The following is a 21436-nucleotide window of genomic DNA, read 5'->3' as shown; positions in this document are numbered from 1 at the left end:
CGGATCAGGCCGCGCCAGTTACAAGCAGGATCTGCTTCCAAATCGCGGTTTCGTCGATCAGCGTCCATTCCCGGCGCAGCCCGTCCGGCCCGAATTCGGCATGGGTGATCCCCATCACATGCACCTGGGCGCCCGTCGGCTTGCCGAACATTCCCCAACCGTCATGCCGCCCGGTCAGCGACCAGCGCAGCGCGGCGCGCGGCGCGGTCAGCGGATCCTGCTGGCCCATCATGTGATCGACCGAGAAGCGCGCCGACGGAAAGGCCGCGCGCAGCCCGTTCCAGAACCGGTCTGCATCACGCCGCCCGTTGCCCATGACATGGCCAGGATAGAACAGCTCGGCCGCGCGGTCGTAATGCTTGCCGATCACCGACAGCTCTGCCGCCATCATTCGGCTGACCAGATCGGCCAGCGTGTGGCCCCATTCGTCGTCGTTGCCGTGCCCGTCATAGGGACCGGGAAGATCGGTTTCGGGCGTCAGCGGCTTGACACAGGCCTCGGCCCCGCCCTCGCGTGCGATCAGGTCGCGGGTCCAGTCGACCACGTTCAGGCCCAGTTGCCGAACGATGGCGCCCTGATCGCGCACCAGCCATTCGTCGCGCACCTGGTTCGCCTGGCACCAGCAATCCGCCAGGATGCGGTATTCCAGCCGCTTGCCCGTGGGCGCACCATAGACTCCTGCGCCGTCATGGGTGGCGGTGCAATAGAGCCGGTGCGAGGACAGAAACGCATCACCCGGCGTCGCGCACCAGATCACGTCCTCTCCCAGCAATTCGCGATCGGGGAATTCGGCCAGCGTGGCCTGCGTCGCAGCGATCACGCCGCGATTGCCCTTCACCACCGAAGCGGGCGAACGCACGATCAGATCGTCGGCGTAATAGTCGGTCAGTCGGGCGACCTCGCGACCTTCCCAGATGTCGAAAGTGATACCCAGGATGTAATCGGCCGGGTCGTTCCAGCGATTGTCGAAACCCGGCAGAAAAGACATGGCTCAGCGTTTCCCGTAATACAGCCCCACGACATGCTCGGCCTCGGCGAAGAACAGCCAGCGGGCGACAAGCACCCCCGCGATATGGCTGAGAACCGCGAAGGCGGCAAGCACGTGACCGAACGGCAGGATCAGCAGGAAGACCGGCAGGACCATCATCAGCGCCAGCGCGATCAGTCGCAGCTTTTGCGCGTGCTTGCGGCCCACCATGTGGACCATCTCGCGCATCAGGTAATTGGTGCCGGTGTGGGGCGGCTCGAACGACCGGACGGTGCCGCGATCCCCTAGCCCCGTGGCGGTGCCCAGATCGGTGCCGCTGGCGCCGAACCGCCTGTCGCCGGATTGCCACCACCACAATTGCAACCCGCCCGCCGCAAGCAACAGCACCAGCGCCACGGTCACCCGTCCCGATAGCAGCGCGCCGCCCGCCAGCGACAGGGCAAGAAACAGCGCCGAGGTCGACCAGTGGAACCAGCGCGGCACGGTGCGCAACTGCGCATAGATCATCGACGTGGTGTATACCGTGGCAAGCGCACCGGCCGCGCCCAGCCAGCCCAACGGCTGCAAGGCCGTGCCGAAGAACACCAGCCCGGCGCCGTAAAGGCCCATCAGGATCAGGGTCGCGGTCGCCGCCCAGGCCTCGCGCGAAAGCCAGCTTGTCTGCCATTGCGTGAACGCCTTGATCGCGCGTTCCGGCCGGCCCAGGTGAAATGTCGACGACACCAGACCGCCGACGGCCAGCGCGAATCCGATGGCGAAAAAGGCGAAGGCCGTCCAGCCGGTCGGCGGAGTCGGATCGACCCCCAGCCAGAACAGCAGGCCCAGGCCCAGGCCCGAAAATGTCGTAAACGCGATGATCGAGGCGGCCGGATGCATCAGGGCTTCTCGCTTTCGTTGCGAACATCCTGGTCCGTGGCGCGTCTAGCGCTTCCCGGAATGCGGTCCAGCGTCTTGTCGAGCCAGCCCAGGAATCCCCGCGCCTCTTGCGCCACGGGTTCGAGAAACGGCGCCAGCACGTCGACTTCGCCGACCCAGCCATCCTTGGGCCGCGGCGGCAGGTATTTGTTGACCGGTTTTGTACCCTGTTCCGGCATCAGGTCGATTCCCCCGCGCTCGGCCACCAACTGGCTGACCGCGCTGTCCGGGTCGCCAAGGTCGCCGAAATGCCGGGCACCGGCCGGGCAAGTGCGCACACAGGCCGGCTGGCGGTCTTCCTCGGGCAGATTTTCGTTGTAGATGCGGTCGACACACAACGTGCATTTCTTCATCACGCCCTCGGCCTGGTCCAGTTCGCGCGCGCCGTATGGGCACGCCCAGGCGCACAAGCCGCAGCCGATGCAGTCGCTCTCGTTGACCAGCACGATCCCGTCTTCGACCCGTTTGTAACTCGCACCGGTCGGGCAGACGGTCACGCAGGGCGCGTCCTCGCAATGCAGGCAGGATTTCGGGAAATGGATCAGCTGGGCAGGCCCGGCTTCGGGCTGCACTTCATAGCTGTGCACGCGGTTCAGGAAGGTGCCCGTCGGATCGCCGCCATAGGCGTCCTGGTCCGACAGCGGTGCACCGTAGTTCTCGGTGTTCCAGCCCTTGCAGGAAACAACACAGGCATGGCACCCGACGCAGGTGTCGAGGTCGATCACCAGCCCCAGCTTGCGATCGGTGCGGTCGGGAAGCTGGGTCATGCGGCGATCCTGTCGGCTTGCGGGGTTCCGGGGCCCGGCGCTTGCGCGGACTGGCTGTGCGCCCCCGGCGAGAATTCAGCCAGATGAAGGGTCTGCACCGAAACCGCGCCGACCGCGGGACGTTCATTGGGGTCCCAGGTCAACACGAACCAGATGAACGACCCGGCGACGGCCAGGAAAAACGCCGCGATGGCCAGGACGGTCAGCTTCATTCCCCGTTTCATTGCCCGACCTTCCAGCGTAGCTGATCCGGCCCTGTACCCACCGGCGACTTGATCGGCGGAAAGGCCGGCAGGCTTTCTGACGGGGCCGGCGCCTTTTCCAGGCGCACGCGCAGATCGAACCAGGCCGCCTGCCCGGTGATCGGGTCGGAATTGGACCAGCGCAGACCGTCTCCCTTTTCGGGCTGCAATTCGTGGATCAGATGGTTCAGCAGGAAACCCTTGGTCGCCTCGGGCGCGTCGGTGTCCAGCGCCCAGGCGCCCTTGCGCTTGCCGATTGCGTTCCATGTCCAGACGGTATCTTCGTTCAGTGCGGCCATATGGGCGGCAGGAACGGTGATTTCACCATGCGGCGAGGTCACGCGCACCCAGTCGCCTTCTTTCAGGCCCAGCCTGGCCCACCACTTGGTCGGCAGATAAAGCGGGTTATGGCCGTGGATCTGCCGCAACCAGGCGTTCTGGGTGCCCCAGGAATGATACATCGCCATGGGCCGCTGGGTCAGCGCATGCACCGGGAACTCTGCCGCCTCGGCGGCGTTGAACGGCGGGGTCCAGTCCGGCAGCGGGTCCATCGTCGCCTTGACCCGGGCGCGCAGATGCTCGGGCGGCTGGCGGTCGCCATGGCCTTCGGCGGCGCGCTGGAATTTGCGCATCGGCTCGGAATACAGGTTGAAGATGTAGGGCTGCGGGCTGTCGTAAAAGCCCATGCTCACCGCCCAGTCCTGGTAGGCCTTGTTCCACGGCTTGAAGAACGCGGCTTCGTCCGGAACGTGCACGACGTGAAATCCGCCATTGCTGATGTAGCTGTCGATCTGCGCCGCGTTCACCCCGCCGCGGCCCGATACCAGGCCCTTTTCACCCATCCGCCAACCCGCCAGCGGGCCGATGCCGGGCTTGCGTTCGTGGTTGATGATGTAATCGGCATAGTCGGCGTATTTCGCCGAGCCATCCTCGTTGACGAAACCCGGCAGGCCCAGCCTTGCGCCGAGGTCGATCAGCACAGACTGAAAGCCGCGCACGTCGCGGTCGGGTTCGACCACCGGCCAGCGGATCGCGTCCGCCGCAGCCTCGGGTTCGCAGATCGGCCGGTCCAGCAGCGAGATGCAATCGTGCCGTTCGAGATAGGTGGTGTCGGGCAGGATCAGGTCGGCATAGGCGACCATCTCGGACGAATAGGCGTCGGAATAGATGATCCGCGGAATGACATAGTCGCCGTTGTCGTCCTTGTCGGTCAGCATCCGCATGACGCCGGATGTGTTCATCGACGAATTCCATGCCATGTTCGCCATGTACAGCATCAGCGTATCGATCCGGTAGGGATCGCCGGCATGGGCATTGGCGATGACCATATGCATCAGCCCGTGCGACGACATCGGGTTTTCCCAAGAAAACGCCTTGTCGATACGGGCAGGGCTGCCATCGGCCTTGAGCGCCAGGTCTTCGGGACCCATCGCAAACCCCAGATGCGGCCCGTCAAGCGGCGCGTCCGGCGTGACCTTGCTGTGCGGTCGGGGATGCGCCTCGGGCGGCTTTGGGTAGGGTGGCTTGAAGCGGAACCCGCCGGGGCATTCCACCGCGCCCAGAACGATCTGCAGCAGGTGCAACGCGCGGCAGGTCTGGAACCCGTTGGAATGGGCCGAGATGCCGCGCATCGCGTGAAAGCTGACCGGGCGCCCGATCATCGTCTCGTGCCGTTCGCCGCGGAAATCGGTCCAGGGCTGGGCGATCTCGATCGCCTCGTCGAAGGCCGCGCGGGCCAGGTCTGCCGCAATGGCGTGAATGCGTTCGGCCGGGATACCGCAGGTGTCGGCCACAGCTTCGGGCGCGTATTTCGGATCAAGGTAGCGTTCGGCCATCAGATGCATCACCGATCGATGCGTGACCCCCGCCTTGCGGAAATGCCCCGTCAGATCGGGCCTGACGCCCGGCTTGTCGAATGGCTCGAGCTTTCCCGTCGCACGGTCCATCACCTGCGGCTTGCCTTCGGCATCGCGCAGAAACAGACCGAAATCGGGTGACTTGGGGTCACCGTTCACCATCACCGGCGCGTTCGTCCAGCGCGCGAGGTAGTCGAGGTCGATCTTGCCGGCCTTCATCAGGCAATGCACCAGCGACAGGATGAACAGCCCGTCGGTGCCGGGCGTTATGCCCACCCATTCGTCGGCAACGGCGTTGTAGCCCGACCGGATCGGGTTGACGCCGATCACCTTGGCGCCCCGCGCCTTGAGCTTTCCGATCCCCATCTTGATCGGGTTGCTGTCATGATCCTCGGCCACGCCGAAAATCATGAACAACCTGGTGCGGTCCCAATCGGGCGCGCCGAATTCCCAGAACGCCCCACCCATCGTGTAGATGCCGCCAGCCGCCATGTTGACAGAGCAGAACCCACCATGGGCGGCATAATTCGGCGTGCCGAAATTCTGCGCCCAGAAGCTGGTAAAACTTTGCGACTGGTCCCGACCGGTAAAGAAGGCCAGCTTTTCCGGCGCAGCCTTGCGCAGCGGTTTCAGCCAGCTGACGGCCAGGTCAAGCGCTTCGTCCCAGCTGATCTCCTCGAACTCGCCCGACCCTCGCGGACCGACCCGTTTAAGCGGCGCCCGCAGCCGCGACGGCGCATTGTGCTGCATGATCCCGGCGCTGCCCTTGGCGCAAAGAACGCCCTTGTTCACCGGGTGATCGCGGTTGCCTTCGATATAGGCGACCTTGCCGTCCTTCATGTGCACGTTGATGCCGCACCGGCAGGCACACATGTAACACGTGGTCTTGCGCACCTCGTCCGACACTTTCGGCGACAGATCGAGGACAGGTTGGGTATGCGCCATGTCTCCTCCGAACCGGCAACTCGAGGTCAAGTTAGCGTTTGTCCCGGATCGGTGCGACCGGTTTTTTGCAACCGCGTGCACCGAAACGTCTCAATAATCGAGATGTGGCCAGCCAGGCGCGCCGGCAAGGATTTTTCCCGCACCCCCGAGACAAGGCACCATCGATCTGTTAGATGAAACATTGCGTCGGGCATGGGGGGCCTGTGACGCATCCAAGCTCCGGGAGTCGCGAACCCGTCCATGCCCAACCCCTTGGCTTATACGGTTCTGGCCTTGTGGCCGATCGTGACGCTGGTGTTGTTCCTGCGTTTCCCGGCGGATCGCGCGCTGATCCTGTCGATGCTGGCCGGCTATCTTTTTCTGCCGGAACCACCGGCACAGTTCGACTTCCCCCTTCTGGCACCGCTGAGCAAACACAACATCCCGGCGCTGACCGCTTTTGTCATCGCGTTGTGGATGTACGGGCAGAAAGGGCCCTTGTTGCCAGCATCGCTGTTGGGAAAACTGCTGTGCCTGGTTTTCGTCTTCTCGCCGATCCTGACCGTGATCACGAATACGGAACCGGTCTTTTTCGGCGATATCGGCCTGCCGGGCCTGACCTGGAAAGATGCCGCGGCGCTGGTACAGCAACAGGCACTTTACCTGGTGCCGTTCCTCATGGCGCGGCGGTTCCTGGCGTCCGGCGGATCACAGGAAATGCTGCTCAAGGCGCTGATGTGGGGCGGCCTGGCCTATTCGCTGCCCATGCTGATCGAAATCCGCCTTTCGCCGCAGCTGAACAACTGGATCTACGGGTATTTCCAGCATTACTTCGGCCAATCCGTTCGGTTTGGCGGATACCGCCCCGTGGTGTTCCTGTATCACGGTCTGTGGGTCGCGTTCTACATGGTGACGGCCGTCGTCGCCGCCTGGGCCTTGTGGCGCCATCGCGCGCAACCCAGAATGCTGGGTCTCATGCTGGCGGTGTACCTGACGGTGATCCTGATCCTGACCAAGTCGCTCGGAGCGCTGATCTTCGCGGTGGCGTTGGTGCCGTGCGTGCTGTTCCTCAAGCGGTTCATGCAGATCAACGTGGCGTTGTTGATCGGGTTTCTCGCGGTTGGCTATCCTTTGATGAAAGGCGCGCAGCTGGTGCCCGAAGACCAGCTGCTGGCCGCGGCACAACAGATCGACGCGGACCGCGCGGCATCGCTGGAATTCCGTTTCAACAACGAAAACATCCTGCTGAACCGCGCCGCGATGAAACCGGTTTTCGGCTGGGGCAGCTGGGGACGCAACCACATCCTGAACCCTGTCACCGGCGCGATCGAAACGGTGACGGACGGGCGCTGGATCATCGCCATCGGCGTTTACGGTTGGGTTGGCTTCCTGGCCGAGTTCGGCCTGCTGGTCTTTCCGATACTGTTGTTGTGGCGCGAAGCGCTCATGGGCACGGACCGGCCGGTGTCGCCATACATCGCGCCGATTTCGCTGCTGCTGGCGATCAACATCTTCGACATGATCCCGAACGCGACGCTGACGCCGCTGACCTGGCTGGTGGCGGGTGCGCTGACCGGATATGCCGAACAGCTCCGCGCGCAAAGACTGGAACTCAAGCGATCAGCGCCCCTGCCGATGCGCTGGCGCTCCATCCTGTGACCCCATGACCGGACAGAAAAGACCCCGCGTTCTCGTCATCGCCGAAGCCGCCAACCCCGACTGGGTCAGCGTTCCGTTGATCGGTTGGTCGCTGTCGCAGGCGCTGCGCGACGTGGCCGACGTGCACCTGGTCACGCAGGTCCGCAACCGCGACGCGATCCTCGCTGCGGGGCTTCACGAAGGCACCGACTTCACCGCCATCGATTCCGAAGCCTTGGCACGCCCGCTCTGGGCCCTGGCCGAAAGGCTGCGGATGGGCGAAGGCAAGGGCTGGACGATGGTACAGGCGCTGAACGCGCTCGGTTATCCCTGGTTCGAACGGCTGGTCTGGAAACGGTTCGGACCGGCGATCGAAGCGGGCGAATTCGACATCGTTCATCGGATCACGCCGCTGTCGCCGACGATACCGTCGGCGCTGGCCTCACGCTGTGCGAAGGCGGGTGTGCCCTTTGTCCTGGGGCCGCTGAACGGCGGCGTGCCATGGCCACCCGGTTTCGACGCCGAACGCCGTGCCGAAAGGGAATGGCTGAGCTATGTCCGAAGCGCCTACAAGTTGCTGCCCGGCCGGGGCGCGACCCTGCGCGGTGCCGCCGCGATCCTGGCCGGCTCCTGGCATACCGCGTCGGAAATCCCCCGCCGATTCCGCGACAAGGTGATCTATCTGCCCGAGAACGGCATTGATCCGCGTCGCTTCAACCGCATCGCCGATCCCCCTGAAGACGGTCCTCTGCGCGCCGCTTTCGTCGGACGGCTTGTGCCCTACAAGGGCGCCGACATGCTGCTGGATGCTGCCGCGCCCCTGTTGCGCGACGGACGCATGGTGCTGGACATCGTCGGTGACGGCCCGGCCCGGTCCGATCTGCAGATACAGGCTCGATTTCTGCGGATCGACAAGGGGCTGACGTTTCACGGGTGGCAAGCGCACGGCGCGGTTCAGGATATCCTCGCGAACAGCCATATCCTCGCATTTCCGTCGATCCGCGAATTCGGTGGCGGCGTGGTGCTCGAGGCGATGGCCCTGGGTGTCGTGCCTCTGGTTGTCGACTATGCCGGTCCTGGCGAACTGGTCACTCCGGGAACCGGGATCAAGGTTCCATGCCGCGGCCGGGACGAGATCGTCGCCGATCTGGGCGATGCGCTGCAACGGCTTTGCAAGGATCGCGGCGCGCTGCCGATGCTGGCCCAAGACGCACGGCATCGCGTGGACGCGTTGTTCCTGTGGTCGCGCAAAGCGGAACAGATCGCCGAGGTCTACCGCTGGGTGCGATCCGCAGAAGGGCCGGCGCCGGAATTCTTCTGAACGCTGCCGGTCAGTCGATGCTGTGCTGCGCGATCACCTTCGCCGGAATGCCGGCAACCGTTGCACCAGCCGGAACATCCCCGGTGACGACCGCGTTGGCGCCGATAACCGCGTGGTCGCCCACCGTCAGCGGCCCGATCAGCTTTGCGCCGGCGCCGACATCGACATGCCCACCCAGCACAACGGGCCCGGCCAGCGTCACCTGGTGAAAGATCATGCAATTCACGCCGATCCGCGCATCCGGGTGGATGATGATCCCGGTTGGATGGGTCAGTCTCAGCCCGCCGCCGACCACGGTGTTCAGATGCAGTTCCGTCTGGCAGATCGTCGACCACCAAAGATGGTTCAGCACCCAGTATTTGCGGGTCACCCAGCCAAGCGGCCCCTTGACGTCGCGCGCCGCCTGGTAGCGGCGCACCGCACGGATGAGTTTCTTTCCGGGATCCCAGAAGCGAGAAACCGTCTCGCGCGACCAATCGGGTTCGCTGGCCGATATGTTGTTTTCCACAGGCAAGGCGCCTACCCCGCGAAATCGCCGCATTACCGCCCTGATTTGAGCCATCCTTGACGGTATGGCAACACTCGTGCGAGCAGCCTGTCTCGAGATGCCTTGACGCAGCGGCGCGACGCAGCACAAGACAGACGGGCGGCGTCACGCCACAGGTACGGCACAGAAATGTCCGGAGAGCCGGAAAGGAAGTGAGTGGAATGGCCCGCGAAGCCACGCCATACATTACGGCTGACACGCATGCGCCGCTGCCGTACCGCAGCGACATCGACGGCTTGCGTGCCTTCGCGGTTCTGTCCGTCGTTCTTTACCATTTCGGCCTGCCGTTGCGGGGCGGGTTCGTTGGTGTCGATATCTTTTTCGTCATTTCGGGGTTCCTGATCGGAGGCATCCTTTGGCGCGAATACGACCAGACCGGCCGGATCTGGCTGAGGCATTTCTACGCCCGGCGCATTCGTCGCCTCGCGCCCGCCTACTTCGTCATGGCGTTGGTTACGACCGCCTTCAGCTGGCTTCTGCTGCTGCCGTTCGAGTTCCGCGAATATGGCAAGTCGCTGATCGCGGCGACGGTGTATCTGTCCAACGTCTACTTCTACCGGGGCGCCGGCTATTTCGACAGCGCGTCCGACGAAAAGCCGCTTTTGCACACCTGGTCGCTGGCGGTCGAAGAACAGTTCTACATCTTCCTGCCGCTGTTCATTCTGTTCCTGGCACGCTGGCGCAGCGGCCTGCTGAGCGGTCTGGTACTGGTTTGGGTTGTCTCGCTGGGTGCCTGCGTGATCCTGACGCCGTCGCAGCCGACCGCCGCGTTCTACCTGTTTCCATTGCGCGCGTGGGAGCTTCTGTCGGGCGTTCTCCTGGCGATCTGGGGCTACGAGACGGGGCAGCGCTGGCGGGGAGCGGATATCCTGAGCTGGTCGGGCATCGGGCTGTTGGTGTTTTCGGTCGCCGCCATCCCGGCCGGACCGCTGTTCCCCGGTTTGCTCGCAATTCTGCCGGTCGCGGGCACGGTGCTGCTGTTGGCGAACGGCGCCGCTGACAACCCGGTCAACAGGGCCTTGTGTCACCCGGTTTCGGTTTTCTTCGGGCTGATTTCGTATTCGCTTTACCTCTGGCACTGGCCGATCTTCGTGTTGTCCGGCTACCTTCAGGGCAACCACGGAAACCCGTCCTGGTCCTTGATCTGGATTGCGGCATCGGTGGGCATCGCCTGGCTGTCCTGGCGGTTCGTTGAACAGCCGGTGCGCCGGTCGCGCACGCTGACTGGCGGGATCGCCTTTGCGGGAACCGCCGCGGCAACGGCGGTTCTTCTTTCACTGGGTGCGATTTTGTACACGCAGGACGGATTGCCCGGTCGTTTCGGTGCCGAGGCCCGGACCCATATCGCCGCTTCGGGTGATTTCCTGCAGGATTGGAGCCGATGCCATGTTCCCGGCAGCGGCCCGCTCATGGGCCTCGATGTCTGTCCGATCGGCCCCGAAGGGCCGCCGCGCGTGGCGATCTGGGGCGACAGTCACGTCCGCGCCTTCCGCGAAGGTCTGGATCGCGCTGCCTGGGACAGTGGCACGCCGGGCATCACCCTCTGGCGCGCCGGCTGTCCGCCTCTTGTCGGCGTCCGTAAGACCGAAAGCGCCGCCACACCCGCTCAGGACACGGCATGCACGCAGGCGAACACGCAAATCGCGCAAAGCTTTTCGCGCATCGACAGCCTCGACACCATTCTGCTGATCGGCCGGTGGAGCTATTATGCGACCGGATCGGGCACCGGACTGGATGCTCACAACCGCATTGCCTTGCACCCGCTGACCTCGATTCCCGCGCAAGGGACATTACAGGCCGAGATCGCGGAGCAGGCCGCGAAAGACACCGTGTCAGCGCTTCGACAGCGCTTCGACACCATCGCCGTTCTGCGCCAACCGCCCGAAATCGCGCGGTACGACAGCCGCCGCGCCGCGCGCGAAGCGGCTCATGCGGGCTGGCCGCTGGCCGCCCTGCCAACCACCGCGTCTTCGATTTCGCTTGCCGGCGCACGAACCCGCGCCGCAGCCGGCGACGGCATCTGGGCCGACTTGGCCGATACCGGCGACATCATCTGGATCGATCCCTGGCCGGCCTTCTGCGATGACAGCGCCTGTCATGCCGTCATCGATGGCATCGGACAGTATTTCGACAACAACCACGTTACGAATACTGCCGCCCTGCGCCTCAAAGACCTGTTCGCCGCGACGTTCGGACAGATGCTGCGACAACCGACGAACGCCGAACAGGACGACCGCGGATGACCAACGAGGACTGGGACGTGATCGTCATCGGCACCGGGATCGGTGGCGGCACGGTCGGTCGCGCGTTGTCCGAAGCCGGTCAAAAGGTTCTGTTCGTCGAACGCGGTTCCGCCGGGCGACGACGCGAAACACATGGCTTGTCCGAGATTTCCGTGCCCGAGGCGCGACGCACGCGCGGTCTGTGGCCCGACAAGTTGCATGTCACGCTCGACGGAGCCGACAGCGCTTTCTACGCGCCGCTTGGCGCCGGGCTGGGCGGGTCATCGGTGTTCTACGCCGCCACGCTGGAACGGCCCGAACGCCACGATCTGGACGATCTTCCCGACCACCCGCACCCGACAGGCGGCTGGCCCGTTGGCTTCGATGCGTTCCTGCCGCATTTCGATGCCGCGGCCCGACTGTACCGGGTTTACGGCACACCCGATCCGCTGAGTACCGAGCACAGCTTGCCCTTGCGCGATCCGCCCCGGCTGACCGCGACCGAGTCCGCTTTGATGGACAGCCTTACCGCCAGCGGGCTGCATCCCTATCATGCCCATACCGCCATCGAACGCGTCCCCGGCTGTCGCAACTGTCTGGGCACCAAATGCCCCGAAACCTGCAAGATGGACGGCCGGTCCGCGGGGGTGGAACCGGCACTGGCCACCGGCAACGCGACGCTGATGACCGATACCCAAGCCTTGCGCCTGCTGGGGCGGGCCGACCGGGTCGAGGGCATCGAGATCCGGCGCGGCGGCGAAACGCGGGTCTTGCGGGCAAAGCGCTATGTGCTGGCCGCCGGCGCGCTTGGTTCACCGCGACTTCTGTTGGCCTCGGCCAGCGAAGCGTGGCCCATGGGGGCGGCAAACAGGTCCGGCCTGGTGGGGCGGAACCTGATGTTTCACGTAAACGAGATGTTTGCCCTGTGGCCGAGGCGCGGCACGCCGGACGACGGACCGACCAAGGCGATCTCGCTGCGCGATTTCTACCACCGGCACGGTCAGCGGCTGGGCACCGTGCAGGCCATGGGTATCCGCGCCTCGTACGGCGAAACGGTGTTCTATCTATCGCGGATGATCGACCGAAGCTGGCTGAAACACACGCCGGGCACGCGTCAGGCTGTTCGCGCGGTCGCCGCCGCCTCGCAGCTGTTGTTCGGTCATGCCCAAATCTTCGTGGGTCTGATGGAAGACCTGCCCTACCCGGAGAACCGGGTGCAATACGACGCTACACAACCCGACAAGCTGGCAGTCACCTACACCATCCACAAGGAACTGCATGACCGCCGCCGTGCCTTTCGCAAGGCGATCGGTCGCGCGCTGCGCGGTCACCGGCACCTGATGCTGAGCCTCGCGCCGGAGTTGAACTATGGCCATCCTTGCGGCACCTTGCGCTTTGGTCACGACCCCGACGCTTCGGTTCTGGACGCGCATTGCCGGGCGCATGATCTGACCAACCTCTGGGTGGCTGACGCGTCGTTCTTGCCCAGCTCGATGGGCGTCAATCCCAGCCTGACCATCGCGGCCAACGCCTTGCGGGTGGCGGACGCCATCAAACGGAGCAGCGGGACATGACGCGACTGACCCCACAGGACGGTATCGCGGCGGTTACCGGGGCCGGGTCGGGTCTTGGCCGCGCCTTGACGCTTCGGCTGGCGGCGCAGGGTTTTCGCGTGGCCGCGATCGGACGCCGCCGCGCCGCGCTGGAAGAAACCGCAAGCATGGCCGCGGCTGGACAGGTCGTTCCAGTGCCGCTCGACATTGGCAAGACCGCCGAGGTGACAGGCGTTTTCGACACGATCCAGGCGGAAATCGGGCCGATCGCGCTGCTGATCAACAATGCAGCACAATATCCGCGCCGCGATTTTCTCGAAGAAACCGCAGACAGCTTCATGGCCACGGTCGCCGTCAACCTGGGCGGCGTCGTGGCGTGTTCACGCGCCGTTCTCGACGGGATGACTGAACGCGGACGCGGGCGCATCCTGAACGTGTCGACCTTTGCCGATCTGCATCCGCTGCCATCCTCTTCGGCCTATTCGGTGTCGAAAGGTGCCGCGCGCATCCTGACCCGTGCCCTGGTTGCCGACCTCGCCGACCGGTTCCCGGACATCGTGATCGGCGACTGGATGCCGGGGATGTTGAAAACAGAGATGGGCATCCCCGACGGGCTCGAGCCGGAAACAGCGGCGCGATGGGGCGTCGAACTGGCGCTGCGCTGCGATCCTGCCCTCAGCGGAACGCTGTTCGAGATGGACACCGAGGTGCTGCCACCGCGCGGCATGAAGGGCCGTCTGAAAGACGTGCTGCTGATGCGCCGCCGCAAGCCGCGCAGGCTCTAGATCCGATCGGACCGCATCCGCAACCAAAACGCCTGCACCAACTGACCGGGCAGGATCGCGAGGCATTCCAGGTAGCGCGGACCCAGCCGTCGCGGCGCACTTGCCGCGCGCCACAGCCATTCCAGAGCCATCCGGCGCACCCACAGCGGCGCTCGCTGCTGGGTTCCAGCGAAGAAATCCAGCCCGGCCCCGATCGAGGCATAACCGATCTGCGGCGCCTCGCGCCGACCGAGGGCGGCAAAAATCTCTTGCTTGGGCGCACCCAGCGCAACGAAACACAGACCCACTCCGGCATCGGCCAGCCGTGCATGGATCGCGCGCGCTTCGTCGCCCTCTGGGTCGAACCCCATCGGCGGCGCGACCGTCAGCGCGACCTCAAGATCGCGGATCTCGCGTTCGAGATAGCTTTTTGCCGCTCGCAGCACGGGTTCGGTGCTTCCCACAAGGCCCAGCCTGACGCCCTGCTTGGCCGCGATCCGTGCCAGCGGCAGGATCGCATCAGAGCCGGGGATCAGCGCGACGGGGCGGCCCGCAATGCGCGACATCCACACGACCGGATTGCCATCGGCACAGACCAGATCCTGTTGTGCGTATGCGGCGCGAAATGCACTCGAACGGCGCAGTTTGACGATGTGATCGAGATTGATTGTGGCCAGGGCGAAACCGCGTTTGCGCGCCAACCGCTCTGCGACACGCGCCTCTAGCGCGGCCCAGGATGGTACGTTCACGGCGATGATCTGATCGGCAATCGAGAACTGCATGAACGGCAAACACATCTCCCCGCCTTCTAGATAGCGCTATTCACGAACACGAGAAGGACGTTTTACCAGGACATGTGCGAAATCCGCGAAAGCGCGACATCAGAGACACGCCGGTTTTCCGGGGTTTGCCGCGGCGCCGAAATGTCGTCATGATTTGCATGGATAGTCGGTTCCGAAAACGAGGCAGGCAACATGGTGCAGGTTTGGAACCGCGACACAGGCGGGCAAGGAGGCCCGGCATGACCGGTGTCATCAGCCTGCTGGGTTGCGGCTTCGTTGCGGATCTGTACTTGCGGTCGCTTTCGGTGATGCCCGGGCTTCGCGTCGCTGCGGTCTGGGACCGCGACCCAACGCGCCTGGCCGCCTTTTGCAGCTATTGGAACTTGCCCGCAGCCGCATCGCTGGATGCGCTGATCGCGTCGACACCGCCGGACGGTTTGGTGTTGAACCTGACCAATCCCGCAGAGCATTTCGCAACCACCAAGGCATGCCTGGACGCCGGTCGGCATGTCTATTCGGAAAAGCCGCTGGCAATGGCACTGGAACAGGCGCGCAGCCTTCACCGTTTGGCCGACACCAATGGCTTGACGCTGGCAACCGCGCCCTGCTCGGTTCTGGGAGAAGCGGCCCAGACGATGGCCGCGGCTTTGCGCAAGAACGTTGCTGGCACGCCGCGGTTGATCTACGCCGAACTGGATGACGGTTTCATACCGCAGGCGGCCTATCGCAAATGGCGCAGCGAAAGCGGCGCGCCGTGGCCTTACGAGGACGAGTTCCGCACCGGCTGCACCCTGGAACATGCCGGCTACTACCTGGGGTGGCTGATCGCCTGGTTCGGCTCGGTACGGACGGTGGTCGCCGCATCGGCCGAAACCCTGCCCGAAAAGGAAGGCACGGGCCCGTTTGCCCCCGACGTTTCGGTGGCAACGCTGTTCCTCGACAACGGCCCCCTGGTGCGGTTGACGTGCTCGATCGTCGCACCCCATGACCACACGATCCGGGTGATCGGCGACAAAGGTGTTTTGTCGTGCGACGCAGCGTGGAACAACTCTGCGAAAGTCCGGTTCGCCGAGCGCTTTTCCCTGCGACGCCGCCTGTTCGAGTCGCCGTGGAAACGCCGGGTGAAACTGTCGGGCCCGACGCACCCGAAAGTCGGCCGCTGGGGAGCCGCAGCAATGAACTTTCTCTTGGGACCCGCCGAGGTACTGGATGCGATCGCGACCGGCCGGTCGTCGCGACTGGGCGGCGACTATGCGCTGCATCTGACCGAGGTGACGCTCGCGATCCAGAACGCAGGCGAGACTGCGGGCGCTCAGACCATGACCACGCGCTGCGCGCCGATGGACCCGATGCCATGGGCGACGTGACCCGCATCCTCTTGACCGGCGCCACCGGCTTTGTCGGGCGCGCCACGGTCGCAGCAGCGCGTCGGCGTGGCATCGAGGTGACCGCGGTAATCCGTTCTCCTGCGCCGGCAGCATGGGCAGGTGATGCCGAAATCGAGACTGTGCGTGCCGATTTGTCGGATCCCCAAAGCGTCGATATCTTGCGCAGCGCCATGCAGAACGCCCAGGCCGTCATTCACGCAGCCGCCCATCTGGGTGGCGATCCCGCCGCCCATGAACGCGACACGCTGTCCGGAACCGACCGCGTCCTGGCCGCCATGAACGGTACGGAGACGCGCCTGGTTCTTGTCAGCTCGATCACGGTCTACGACACGATGGCATTGAAGCTGGGCGACACCCTGACCGAGACCAGCCCGTTGGAACGCGCGGACACGGCGCGCGACGCCTACACTGCCGCCAAGCTGCAGCAAGAGGAGATGGTGCGTGCATCGCGCCGCCCGGCTTGGCTTATCCGACCCGGAGCGGTCTGGGGTCCGGGGCGCACCTGGCATGCCTTGATGGGCTTCTGGGTGTCCCGCCTTTTCGTGCGGATCGGCGGCGAGGATGGTGAATTGCCATTGGTCCATGTCGATCACTTGGCGGAAATGCTGGTTCAGGCGGCCCTGACCGATCCCCGAGGCGTGACCGCGCTGAACGCGGTTGACGACGACCGGCCCAGCCGCGCGCGATTTGTCCGCGCGCATCGCAGGGCCACAGGATGGCCGCGGCTGGTTCTGCCGATCGGCTACGGCTTCTGGATGGCGATGACGGCAGTGCTGTCGCCCATTGCCCGCCATCTGCCCGGTCTGTTCCAGGTTCCCATTGCCCGCGCTCGCCTGATGCCATTGCACTACCCGAACACCGCTTTGCGCGCCGCACTGGGTGGCGCCGATCGGGCCGATTTCGAGACGGTTCTCGCGCAAAGCGTGGGGGACCACCGGTGACACCCCCAAAACTGGCCTACCTGACCGGCGAATATCCCCGCGCCTCCGACACGTTCATCCAGCGCGAAGTCGCAGCGCTGCGTGCGCTTGGACACGAGGTCTTGACCTGTTCGATCCGAACCACCGGACACGAACATCTGGTCGGACCGGAACAACGCCAAGAACATGCTGGCACGTTCAAGGTTCTCGATGCCTGCAAATCTCCTCTGCGCCTGATGCGCGCGCATCTTCGATGGATGAAACACCCGGTTCGCTACATGCAGGCCCTTGCGCTTGCATGGCGCACCGCGCCCAAAGGAGTCCGGGGCCGGGTGTACAACCTGATCTATTTCGCAGAGGCCGCCGTGCTGGCGGCGCATCTTGCCGACGAAGGCGTCGACCACCTTCACAACCACATCGCCAAGGCGTCCTGCACCGTGGCGATGCTGGCCTCGGCGTTGTCGGGCATCCCTTACAGCTTTACCATTCACGGACCCGACATCTTTTTCGAACCGCATCACTGGCGCATCGACGAAAAGGCCGCGCGCGCCGCATTCGTCGCCTGCATCAGCGAATACTGCCGGGCGCAGTTGATGTGTTTCGCCGACCAGGCGCATTGGGACCGGTTCCATATCGTGCATTGCGGGGTCGACGTATCGCGCTATGCGATGTCTCGGCACAACGGCGCCAACCTGCTGTTTGTAGGGCGTCTGGCCGCGGTCAAAGGCGTGCCCGTTCTGTTCGACGCATTGCGACGGATCGATATTGCCGGAACCCGGCTGACCATGATCGGTGACGGGCCCGAACGTTCGGATCTGGAACGCCGGGCGCAAGGTTTGCCGATAGAGTTCGTCGGCTACAAATCGCAATCGGACGTCGCCAGGGCCTTGGCGGATACCGACGTTTTCGTGCTGCCCAGTTTTGCAGAAGGCGTCCCGGTCGTGTTGATGGAAGCGATGGCCGCAAGGGTGCCGGTGGTGGCCACGCAGATCGCCGGCATCCCGGAGCTGGTGGAACACGGTGTAAGCGGGTTTCTTGTACCGCCGGGCGACGCAATCGCGCTGCAGAGTGCGATTCAAACCCTCTTGAACGATCCAGACCGGCGCCGGAGCATGGGCGAAAAGGGTCGAAACAGGGTCGAATCCGCCTTCGAAATCCGGGCAGAGGCCGCATGGTTGTCTCAGCTGTTCACTGGCTACAACGCGGGCAGGCCGCCCCGGGGAAAACGTCCATGACACCGGTGGATGTCGTTCTGATCGGCCGCAACGAGGGCGACCGGCTGATCGCGGCATTGGCTGCCGCCCAGGGTCAGGTCAGGCAGTTGGTCTATGTCGACAGCGGATCGACCGATGGCAGCGTCCACGCGGCGCAAGCAGCCGGCGCCAAGACCGTTGCGTTGGACATGGCGACGCCATTTACAGCGGCGCGCGCCCGGAACGCGGGGTTCGACGCCCTGGACGACCCGCGATTCGTGATGTTCGTGGACGGCGATTGCACGTTGGTTCCCGGTTTCGTCGACGCCGCGCGCTTGCATCTGGAAGCCAACCCGCAGGTCGGCATGGTGACCGGCTGGCGATCGGAAATTCACCGTGATGCGTCTCTGTACAACCAACTTTGCGATTGGGAATGGCGCCGCCCCGCGGGTGAAATCCTGTCTTGCGGCGGCGACATGATGGTGCGGGCCGCGCTTTGGCGCGATGTGGGCGGCATGAACCCGCAAGTCATCGCGGCCGAGGATGACGAAATCTGCTGTCGCTTTCGCAAGGCCGGCTGGAAACTGCACCGCGTGCCCGTCGAAATGACCCGCCACGACGCGGGCATGACACGGTTCGGGCAGTGGTGGGCGCGGGCGGTGCGCACGGGCCATGGGTTTGCCCAGGTGGGCCACCTCCATCCCGACCACTTCGTCATCGAACGCAAGCGGGTGCTGGTCTACGGGGCGATCCTGCCGCTGGTATTCCTGCTGGGTTTGTTCACGACGCCTTGGCTTTGTCTGGCGGTTCTTGCGCTATACGCGGCGAACTATTTTCGCACTGCGCGCGGTCTGATCCGCGATGGTCTTCCTGCACGGCAAGCGTGGCGGCATTCCGTCCTTTTGACCCTGTCCAAGATCCCGAACATGATCGGCATGGCGCTCTACCGTTTGCGCCGCCTGCGTGGCCACGACATGCGCATCATTGAGTACAAGTGAGGTCGAGATGCCCACCAGAGTAGGACTGATCGGCGCCGGTTATATCGCCACATGGCATGCCCAAGCGCTGGCCGCGACACCGGGTGTGGAGGTCGCCGCGATCTGCGACCTGTCCAAAGACGCGGCAGCGGGTCTGGCGGCGGGCTTTGGTGCGCAGGTCTTCACCGACGTGCAATCCCTGATCGACAGTGGTTCCTGCGACGCCGTACACGTGCTTACACCGCCCCATCTGCACCACGCCATCGCCATCCAGTGCCTGAAAGGCGGGCTGGATGTCCTGGTGGAAAAGCCGGTGACGACATCCGCATCGGAAACCCGCGAGATCGCCTTGGAGGCAGAAAAGGCGGGCAGACGGTTTCGGGCGGGCCACAACTTTCTTGGCCTGCCCAGCTACGAAAGGATGAAAGCCGCGGTTCTGGCGGGCGATTTCGGCCGCATCTCGTCGGCCGAGATCACCTGGGCCTTGCCGCTGGTGCCGTTGCGATCGGGCCCCTACAACCTGTGGCTTTTGCGTGAGCCCAGGAACCTGCTGCTGGAACTGGGCCCACATCCGTTTGCCTTTGCCGTCGACCTGTTCGGCGCGCCCGAGATCATTTTCGCCGAGGCCGGCAAACCGGTGATGTTGCCCGGCGACGACCCGCGGCCGCAGGCGTTCCGCATCCTCGCCCGCGCCGGCGCGGTCGACATCACGATAACGCTGTCCATGGTCGAAAGTATCGACGACCGCTCGGTGACGCTGCGCGGCTCATCGGCCCGGGCGCGGCTGGACTACGCGCACGACACGCTGACCGTCGAACGGGAAAACGCATCGGACCTCGTCGTCAATCCCTTGCGGCGACAGCTTGGGCTTGCGGCGCAGCACCTGAAGGCCGGTTTCGGAAACGCTTGGGTTCAAGCCACGTCGCTGAATACCAGGAACCCCTACGCGCGCAGCTTTCGCGGCATGAACGCGGCGATCTACGGCGCAGGTGACGGCGGTTCCGATCCTCGGTTCGGACAAGACGGCGCCGTCGCGGTAATGACGGCAATCGACGACACCATCGCAAGGCTGCCACAAGAGGTGCTGAAGGTCGCCGCGCCCGCCGCACAGACCCGCCGGCCCAAACCGACGGCCCTTGTGATCGGCGGAACCGGGTTCATCGGGCGAGCGCTGACACGGCGTCTGGTGGCCGACGGGCGCGATGTGCGCGTTCTTTCCCGAAGCAGCAGTGGCCCCTTTCCCGATCTTCCCGACCGGGTGGAAACCATCGCCGCGTCTCTGCATGACCTGGATGCGCTGACCGAAGCGATGCGGGGCATCGAGGTAGTCTTCAACCTTGCCAAGTCGCTGGACAAGACCTGGGCCGACTGCCTGGTCAACGATGTCGGCGTCGCAACGCGTGTCGCGATGGCCTGCGAAAAGGCCGGTGTGCGGCGACTGGTCTACACCGGCACCATTGCCAGCTACGACATGTCGGACCCCGGCGTCACCATCACCGAAGAAACCGGTTTCCCGAACGACATGACGGACCGGAACCTGTACGCCCGGTCCAAGGCGGAATGCGAACGTCAACTCATGAAACTGAACAAGGACCGCGGTCTGCCCATCGTCATTGCGCGACCGGGCATCGTCGTCGGCATGGGCGGGCCGCTTCAGCATTGGGGTATCGGACGCTGGCACGGTGCGGGTGCGGTGCGCATCTGGGGGCATGGGCGCAACATCTTGCCGTTCGTCCTGATCGAAGACGTCGTCGACGGGCTTGTGCGGATGATCGACGCGCCGGTCGACGGGGAAAGCTTCAACCTGGTCGGGGAACCCATGCTGTCGGCGCGGGACTATTTCGATGCGATCCACAAAGAGTTGGGCGCTCGTATCCGGGTCAGCGCAGGCGACCTCCATGTCTTCTACGCGTCCGACGCGGTGAAATACGCGCTCAAGAAATACGCGTTGCGCCGCACCGGGCTTGTGCGCCCGTCGCTCGCCGATTGGAAAAGCCGGGCACATTTTTCGGTGTTCTCCAATGACAAGGCCAAGGCCATGCTGGACTGGGCGCCCGAGACCGAACGCGCCCGGTTCATTGAAAAAGCGATCACGCGTGCCAATCTGTTTGGCTTCTGAGGCGGAATGGCGAACACGCGGTGTGAACAATCCCCGCAAATCGGACGTATTCTTGACAGATTTGTCTGATGTAACCGCCGATACAGGCACAGCGGCCCGAAATCGGGCACGCAGACAGGAGCAGAGCAGGACGATGCAGCGCGTTGCGGTCCATCTTCAGGCACGGCACCCCGGGCACCGGCGGGGCCCCATCGGTCTGCGCATGGATCGCGGGGCATGAACATGGCCAATCGCCCCAAATTTCGCCGTCGGAAAAGGGTGTCCGAACCCGATCCCGCGGCGTTCGAGGACAAGACCAACCCGGCCCCGTCCCGGGAAGG

The 21436-nt window shown here is 64.5% G+C and carries 17 protein-coding genes; 10 read left to right on the top strand and 7 right to left on the bottom strand.

Annotated elements, in window-relative coordinates:
• Window positions 1–4: 4 nt before the first annotated feature.
• The 5 genes from KUH32_RS07260 to KUH32_RS07240 are packed head-to-tail and all read right to left on the bottom strand — an operon-like array spanning window position 5 to window position 5713.
• Window positions 5–979, bottom strand: coding sequence for a nuclear transport factor 2 family protein (locus tag KUH32_RS07260; RefSeq protein ID WP_217778351.1), 975 nt, complete (start codon window positions 977–979; stop codon window positions 5–7).
• Between the two features lie 12 nt (window positions 980–991).
• Window positions 992–1864, bottom strand: coding sequence for a dimethyl sulfoxide reductase anchor subunit family protein (locus KUH32_RS07255; protein WP_217777367.1), 873 nt, complete (start codon window positions 1862–1864; stop codon window positions 992–994).
• Window positions 1864–2670, bottom strand: coding sequence for a 4Fe-4S dicluster domain-containing protein (locus KUH32_RS07250; RefSeq protein ID WP_217777366.1), 807 nt, complete (start codon window positions 2668–2670; stop codon window positions 1864–1866). Before KUH32_RS07250 ends, KUH32_RS07255 begins: the two co-directional genes overlap by 1 nt.
• Window positions 2667–2882 (bottom strand): hypothetical protein, encoded by a 216-nt coding sequence (locus tag KUH32_RS07245; RefSeq protein WP_217777365.1) that lies wholly within the window; start codon window positions 2880–2882, stop codon window positions 2667–2669. The genes KUH32_RS07250 and KUH32_RS07245 overlap by 4 nt, the downstream gene beginning before the upstream one ends.
• An 8-nt stretch (window positions 2883–2890) precedes the next feature.
• The gene (locus KUH32_RS07240; RefSeq protein ID WP_217777364.1) at window positions 2891–5713 is read right to left on the bottom strand and encodes a molybdopterin oxidoreductase family protein; all 2823 of its coding nucleotides are present in this window, start codon (window positions 5711–5713) and stop codon (window positions 2891–2893) included.
• Between the two features lie 240 nt (window positions 5714–5953).
• On the opposite strand from KUH32_RS07240, the gene KUH32_RS07235 reads away from it, so the two are divergent.
• Window positions 5954–7351, top strand: a complete 1398-nt coding sequence (locus KUH32_RS07235; protein ID WP_217777363.1) for a hypothetical protein — start codon at window positions 5954–5956, stop codon at window positions 7349–7351.
• A gap of 4 nt (window positions 7352–7355) precedes the next feature.
• Entirely contained in the window at window positions 7356–8651 is a 1296-nt protein-coding gene (locus KUH32_RS07230; RefSeq protein WP_217777362.1) for a glycosyltransferase family 4 protein, read from the top strand.
• 10 nt (window positions 8652–8661) lie between these two features.
• Here KUH32_RS07230 and KUH32_RS07225 read toward each other — a convergent pair whose 3' ends face one another.
• Window positions 8662–9159: a serine O-acetyltransferase gene (locus KUH32_RS07225; protein ID WP_348541096.1), complete on the bottom strand. Its 498-nt coding sequence runs from the start codon at window positions 9157–9159 to the stop codon at window positions 8662–8664.
• Window positions 9160–9359: 200 nt separating this feature from the next.
• Between KUH32_RS07225 and KUH32_RS07220 the strand changes: the two genes are divergently transcribed.
• From KUH32_RS07220 to KUH32_RS07210, 3 genes are read left to right on the top strand one after another with little or no spacing between them, the layout of a single operon-like run.
• Complete coding sequence (locus tag KUH32_RS07220; RefSeq protein ID WP_217777360.1) at window positions 9360–11441, top strand: acyltransferase family protein; 2082 nt, start codon at window positions 9360–9362, stop codon at window positions 11439–11441.
• On the top strand, window positions 11438–12994 hold the full coding sequence (locus KUH32_RS07215) for a GMC oxidoreductase (protein ID WP_217777359.1): 1557 nt from the start codon (window positions 11438–11440) through the stop codon (window positions 12992–12994). The genes KUH32_RS07220 and KUH32_RS07215 overlap by 4 nt, the downstream gene beginning before the upstream one ends.
• Window positions 12991–13758, top strand: coding sequence for an SDR family oxidoreductase (locus tag KUH32_RS07210; RefSeq protein WP_217777358.1), 768 nt, complete (start codon window positions 12991–12993; stop codon window positions 13756–13758). The genes KUH32_RS07215 and KUH32_RS07210 overlap by 4 nt, the downstream gene beginning before the upstream one ends.
• On the opposite strand, the gene KUH32_RS07205 is transcribed toward KUH32_RS07210, so the two are convergent.
• On the bottom strand, window positions 13755–14519 hold the full coding sequence (locus KUH32_RS07205; protein WP_217777357.1) for a WecB/TagA/CpsF family glycosyltransferase: 765 nt from the start codon (window positions 14517–14519) through the stop codon (window positions 13755–13757). The genes KUH32_RS07210 and KUH32_RS07205 overlap by 4 nt on opposite strands.
• A gap of 239 nt (window positions 14520–14758) precedes the next feature.
• On the opposite strand from KUH32_RS07205, the gene KUH32_RS07200 reads away from it, so the two are divergent.
• From KUH32_RS07200 to KUH32_RS07180, 5 genes are read left to right on the top strand one after another with little or no spacing between them, the layout of a single operon-like run.
• Window positions 14759–15886 (top strand): Gfo/Idh/MocA family protein, encoded by a 1128-nt coding sequence (locus tag KUH32_RS07200; protein WP_217777356.1) that lies wholly within the window; start codon window positions 14759–14761, stop codon window positions 15884–15886.
• Window positions 15874–16848 carry an NAD-dependent epimerase/dehydratase family protein gene (locus KUH32_RS07195; protein ID WP_217777355.1) on the top strand — a complete coding sequence of 325 codons (975 nt, stop codon included), beginning with the start codon at window positions 15874–15876 and terminating at the stop codon, window positions 16846–16848. The genes KUH32_RS07200 and KUH32_RS07195 overlap by 13 nt, the downstream gene beginning before the upstream one ends.
• Window positions 16845–18062 carry a glycosyltransferase family 4 protein gene (locus KUH32_RS07190; RefSeq protein ID WP_217777354.1) on the top strand — a complete coding sequence of 406 codons (1218 nt, stop codon included), beginning with the start codon at window positions 16845–16847 and terminating at the stop codon, window positions 18060–18062. Before KUH32_RS07195 ends, KUH32_RS07190 begins: the two co-directional genes overlap by 4 nt.
• Window positions 18059–19018: a glycosyltransferase family 2 protein gene (locus KUH32_RS07185; protein ID WP_217777353.1), complete on the top strand. Its 960-nt coding sequence runs from the start codon at window positions 18059–18061 to the stop codon at window positions 19016–19018. Before KUH32_RS07190 ends, KUH32_RS07185 begins: the two co-directional genes overlap by 4 nt.
• A 7-nt stretch (window positions 19019–19025) precedes the next feature.
• On the top strand, window positions 19026–21116 hold the full coding sequence (locus KUH32_RS07180) for an NAD-dependent epimerase/dehydratase family protein (RefSeq protein WP_217777352.1): 2091 nt from the start codon (window positions 19026–19028) through the stop codon (window positions 21114–21116).
• The last annotated feature ends 320 nt before the right edge of the window (window positions 21117–21436 follow it).

This window comes from Thalassococcus arenae (genome assembly GCF_019104745.1).
Lineage (GTDB): Bacteria > Pseudomonadota > Alphaproteobacteria > Rhodobacterales > Rhodobacteraceae > Thalassococcus_B > Thalassococcus_B arenae.
This window is presented reverse-complemented; position numbering and strand designations above follow the sequence as displayed.

Bases quoted from the DNA above. Each gene is read 5' to 3' on its own strand.
- KUH32_RS07200 (WP_217777356.1), top strand. From the start codon at position 14,759: ATGACCGGTGTCATCAGCCTGCTGGGTTGCGGCTTCGTTGCGGATCTG.
- KUH32_RS07195 (WP_217777355.1), top strand. From the start codon at position 15,874: ATGGGCGACGTGACCCGCATCCTCTTGACCGGCGCCACCGGCTTTGTC.
- KUH32_RS07180 (WP_217777352.1), top strand. From the start codon at position 19,026: ATGCCCACCAGAGTAGGACTGATCGGCGCCGGTTATATCGCCACATGG.
- KUH32_RS07240 (WP_217777364.1), bottom strand. From the start codon at position 5,713: ATGGCGCATACCCAACCTGTCCTCGATCTGTCGCCGAAAGTGTCGGAC.
- KUH32_RS07220 (WP_217777360.1), top strand. From the start codon at position 9,360: ATGGCCCGCGAAGCCACGCCATACATTACGGCTGACACGCATGCGCCG.
- KUH32_RS07185 (WP_217777353.1), top strand. From the start codon at position 18,059: ATGACACCGGTGGATGTCGTTCTGATCGGCCGCAACGAGGGCGACCGG.
- KUH32_RS07255 (WP_217777367.1), bottom strand. From the start codon at position 1,864: ATGCATCCGGCCGCCTCGATCATCGCGTTTACGACATTTTCGGGCCTG.
- KUH32_RS07245 (WP_217777365.1), bottom strand. From the start codon at position 2,882: ATGAAGCTGACCGTCCTGGCCATCGCGGCGTTTTTCCTGGCCGTCGCC.
- KUH32_RS07250 (WP_217777366.1), bottom strand. From the start codon at position 2,670: ATGACCCAGCTTCCCGACCGCACCGATCGCAAGCTGGGGCTGGTGATC.
- KUH32_RS07210 (WP_217777358.1), top strand. From the start codon at position 12,991: ATGACGCGACTGACCCCACAGGACGGTATCGCGGCGGTTACCGGGGCC.
- KUH32_RS07205 (WP_217777357.1), bottom strand. From the start codon at position 14,519: ATGCAGTTCTCGATTGCCGATCAGATCATCGCCGTGAACGTACCATCC.
- KUH32_RS07230 (WP_217777362.1), top strand. From the start codon at position 7,356: ATGACCGGACAGAAAAGACCCCGCGTTCTCGTCATCGCCGAAGCCGCC.
- KUH32_RS07215 (WP_217777359.1), top strand. From the start codon at position 11,438: ATGACCAACGAGGACTGGGACGTGATCGTCATCGGCACCGGGATCGGT.
- KUH32_RS07235 (WP_217777363.1), top strand. From the start codon at position 5,954: ATGCCCAACCCCTTGGCTTATACGGTTCTGGCCTTGTGGCCGATCGTG.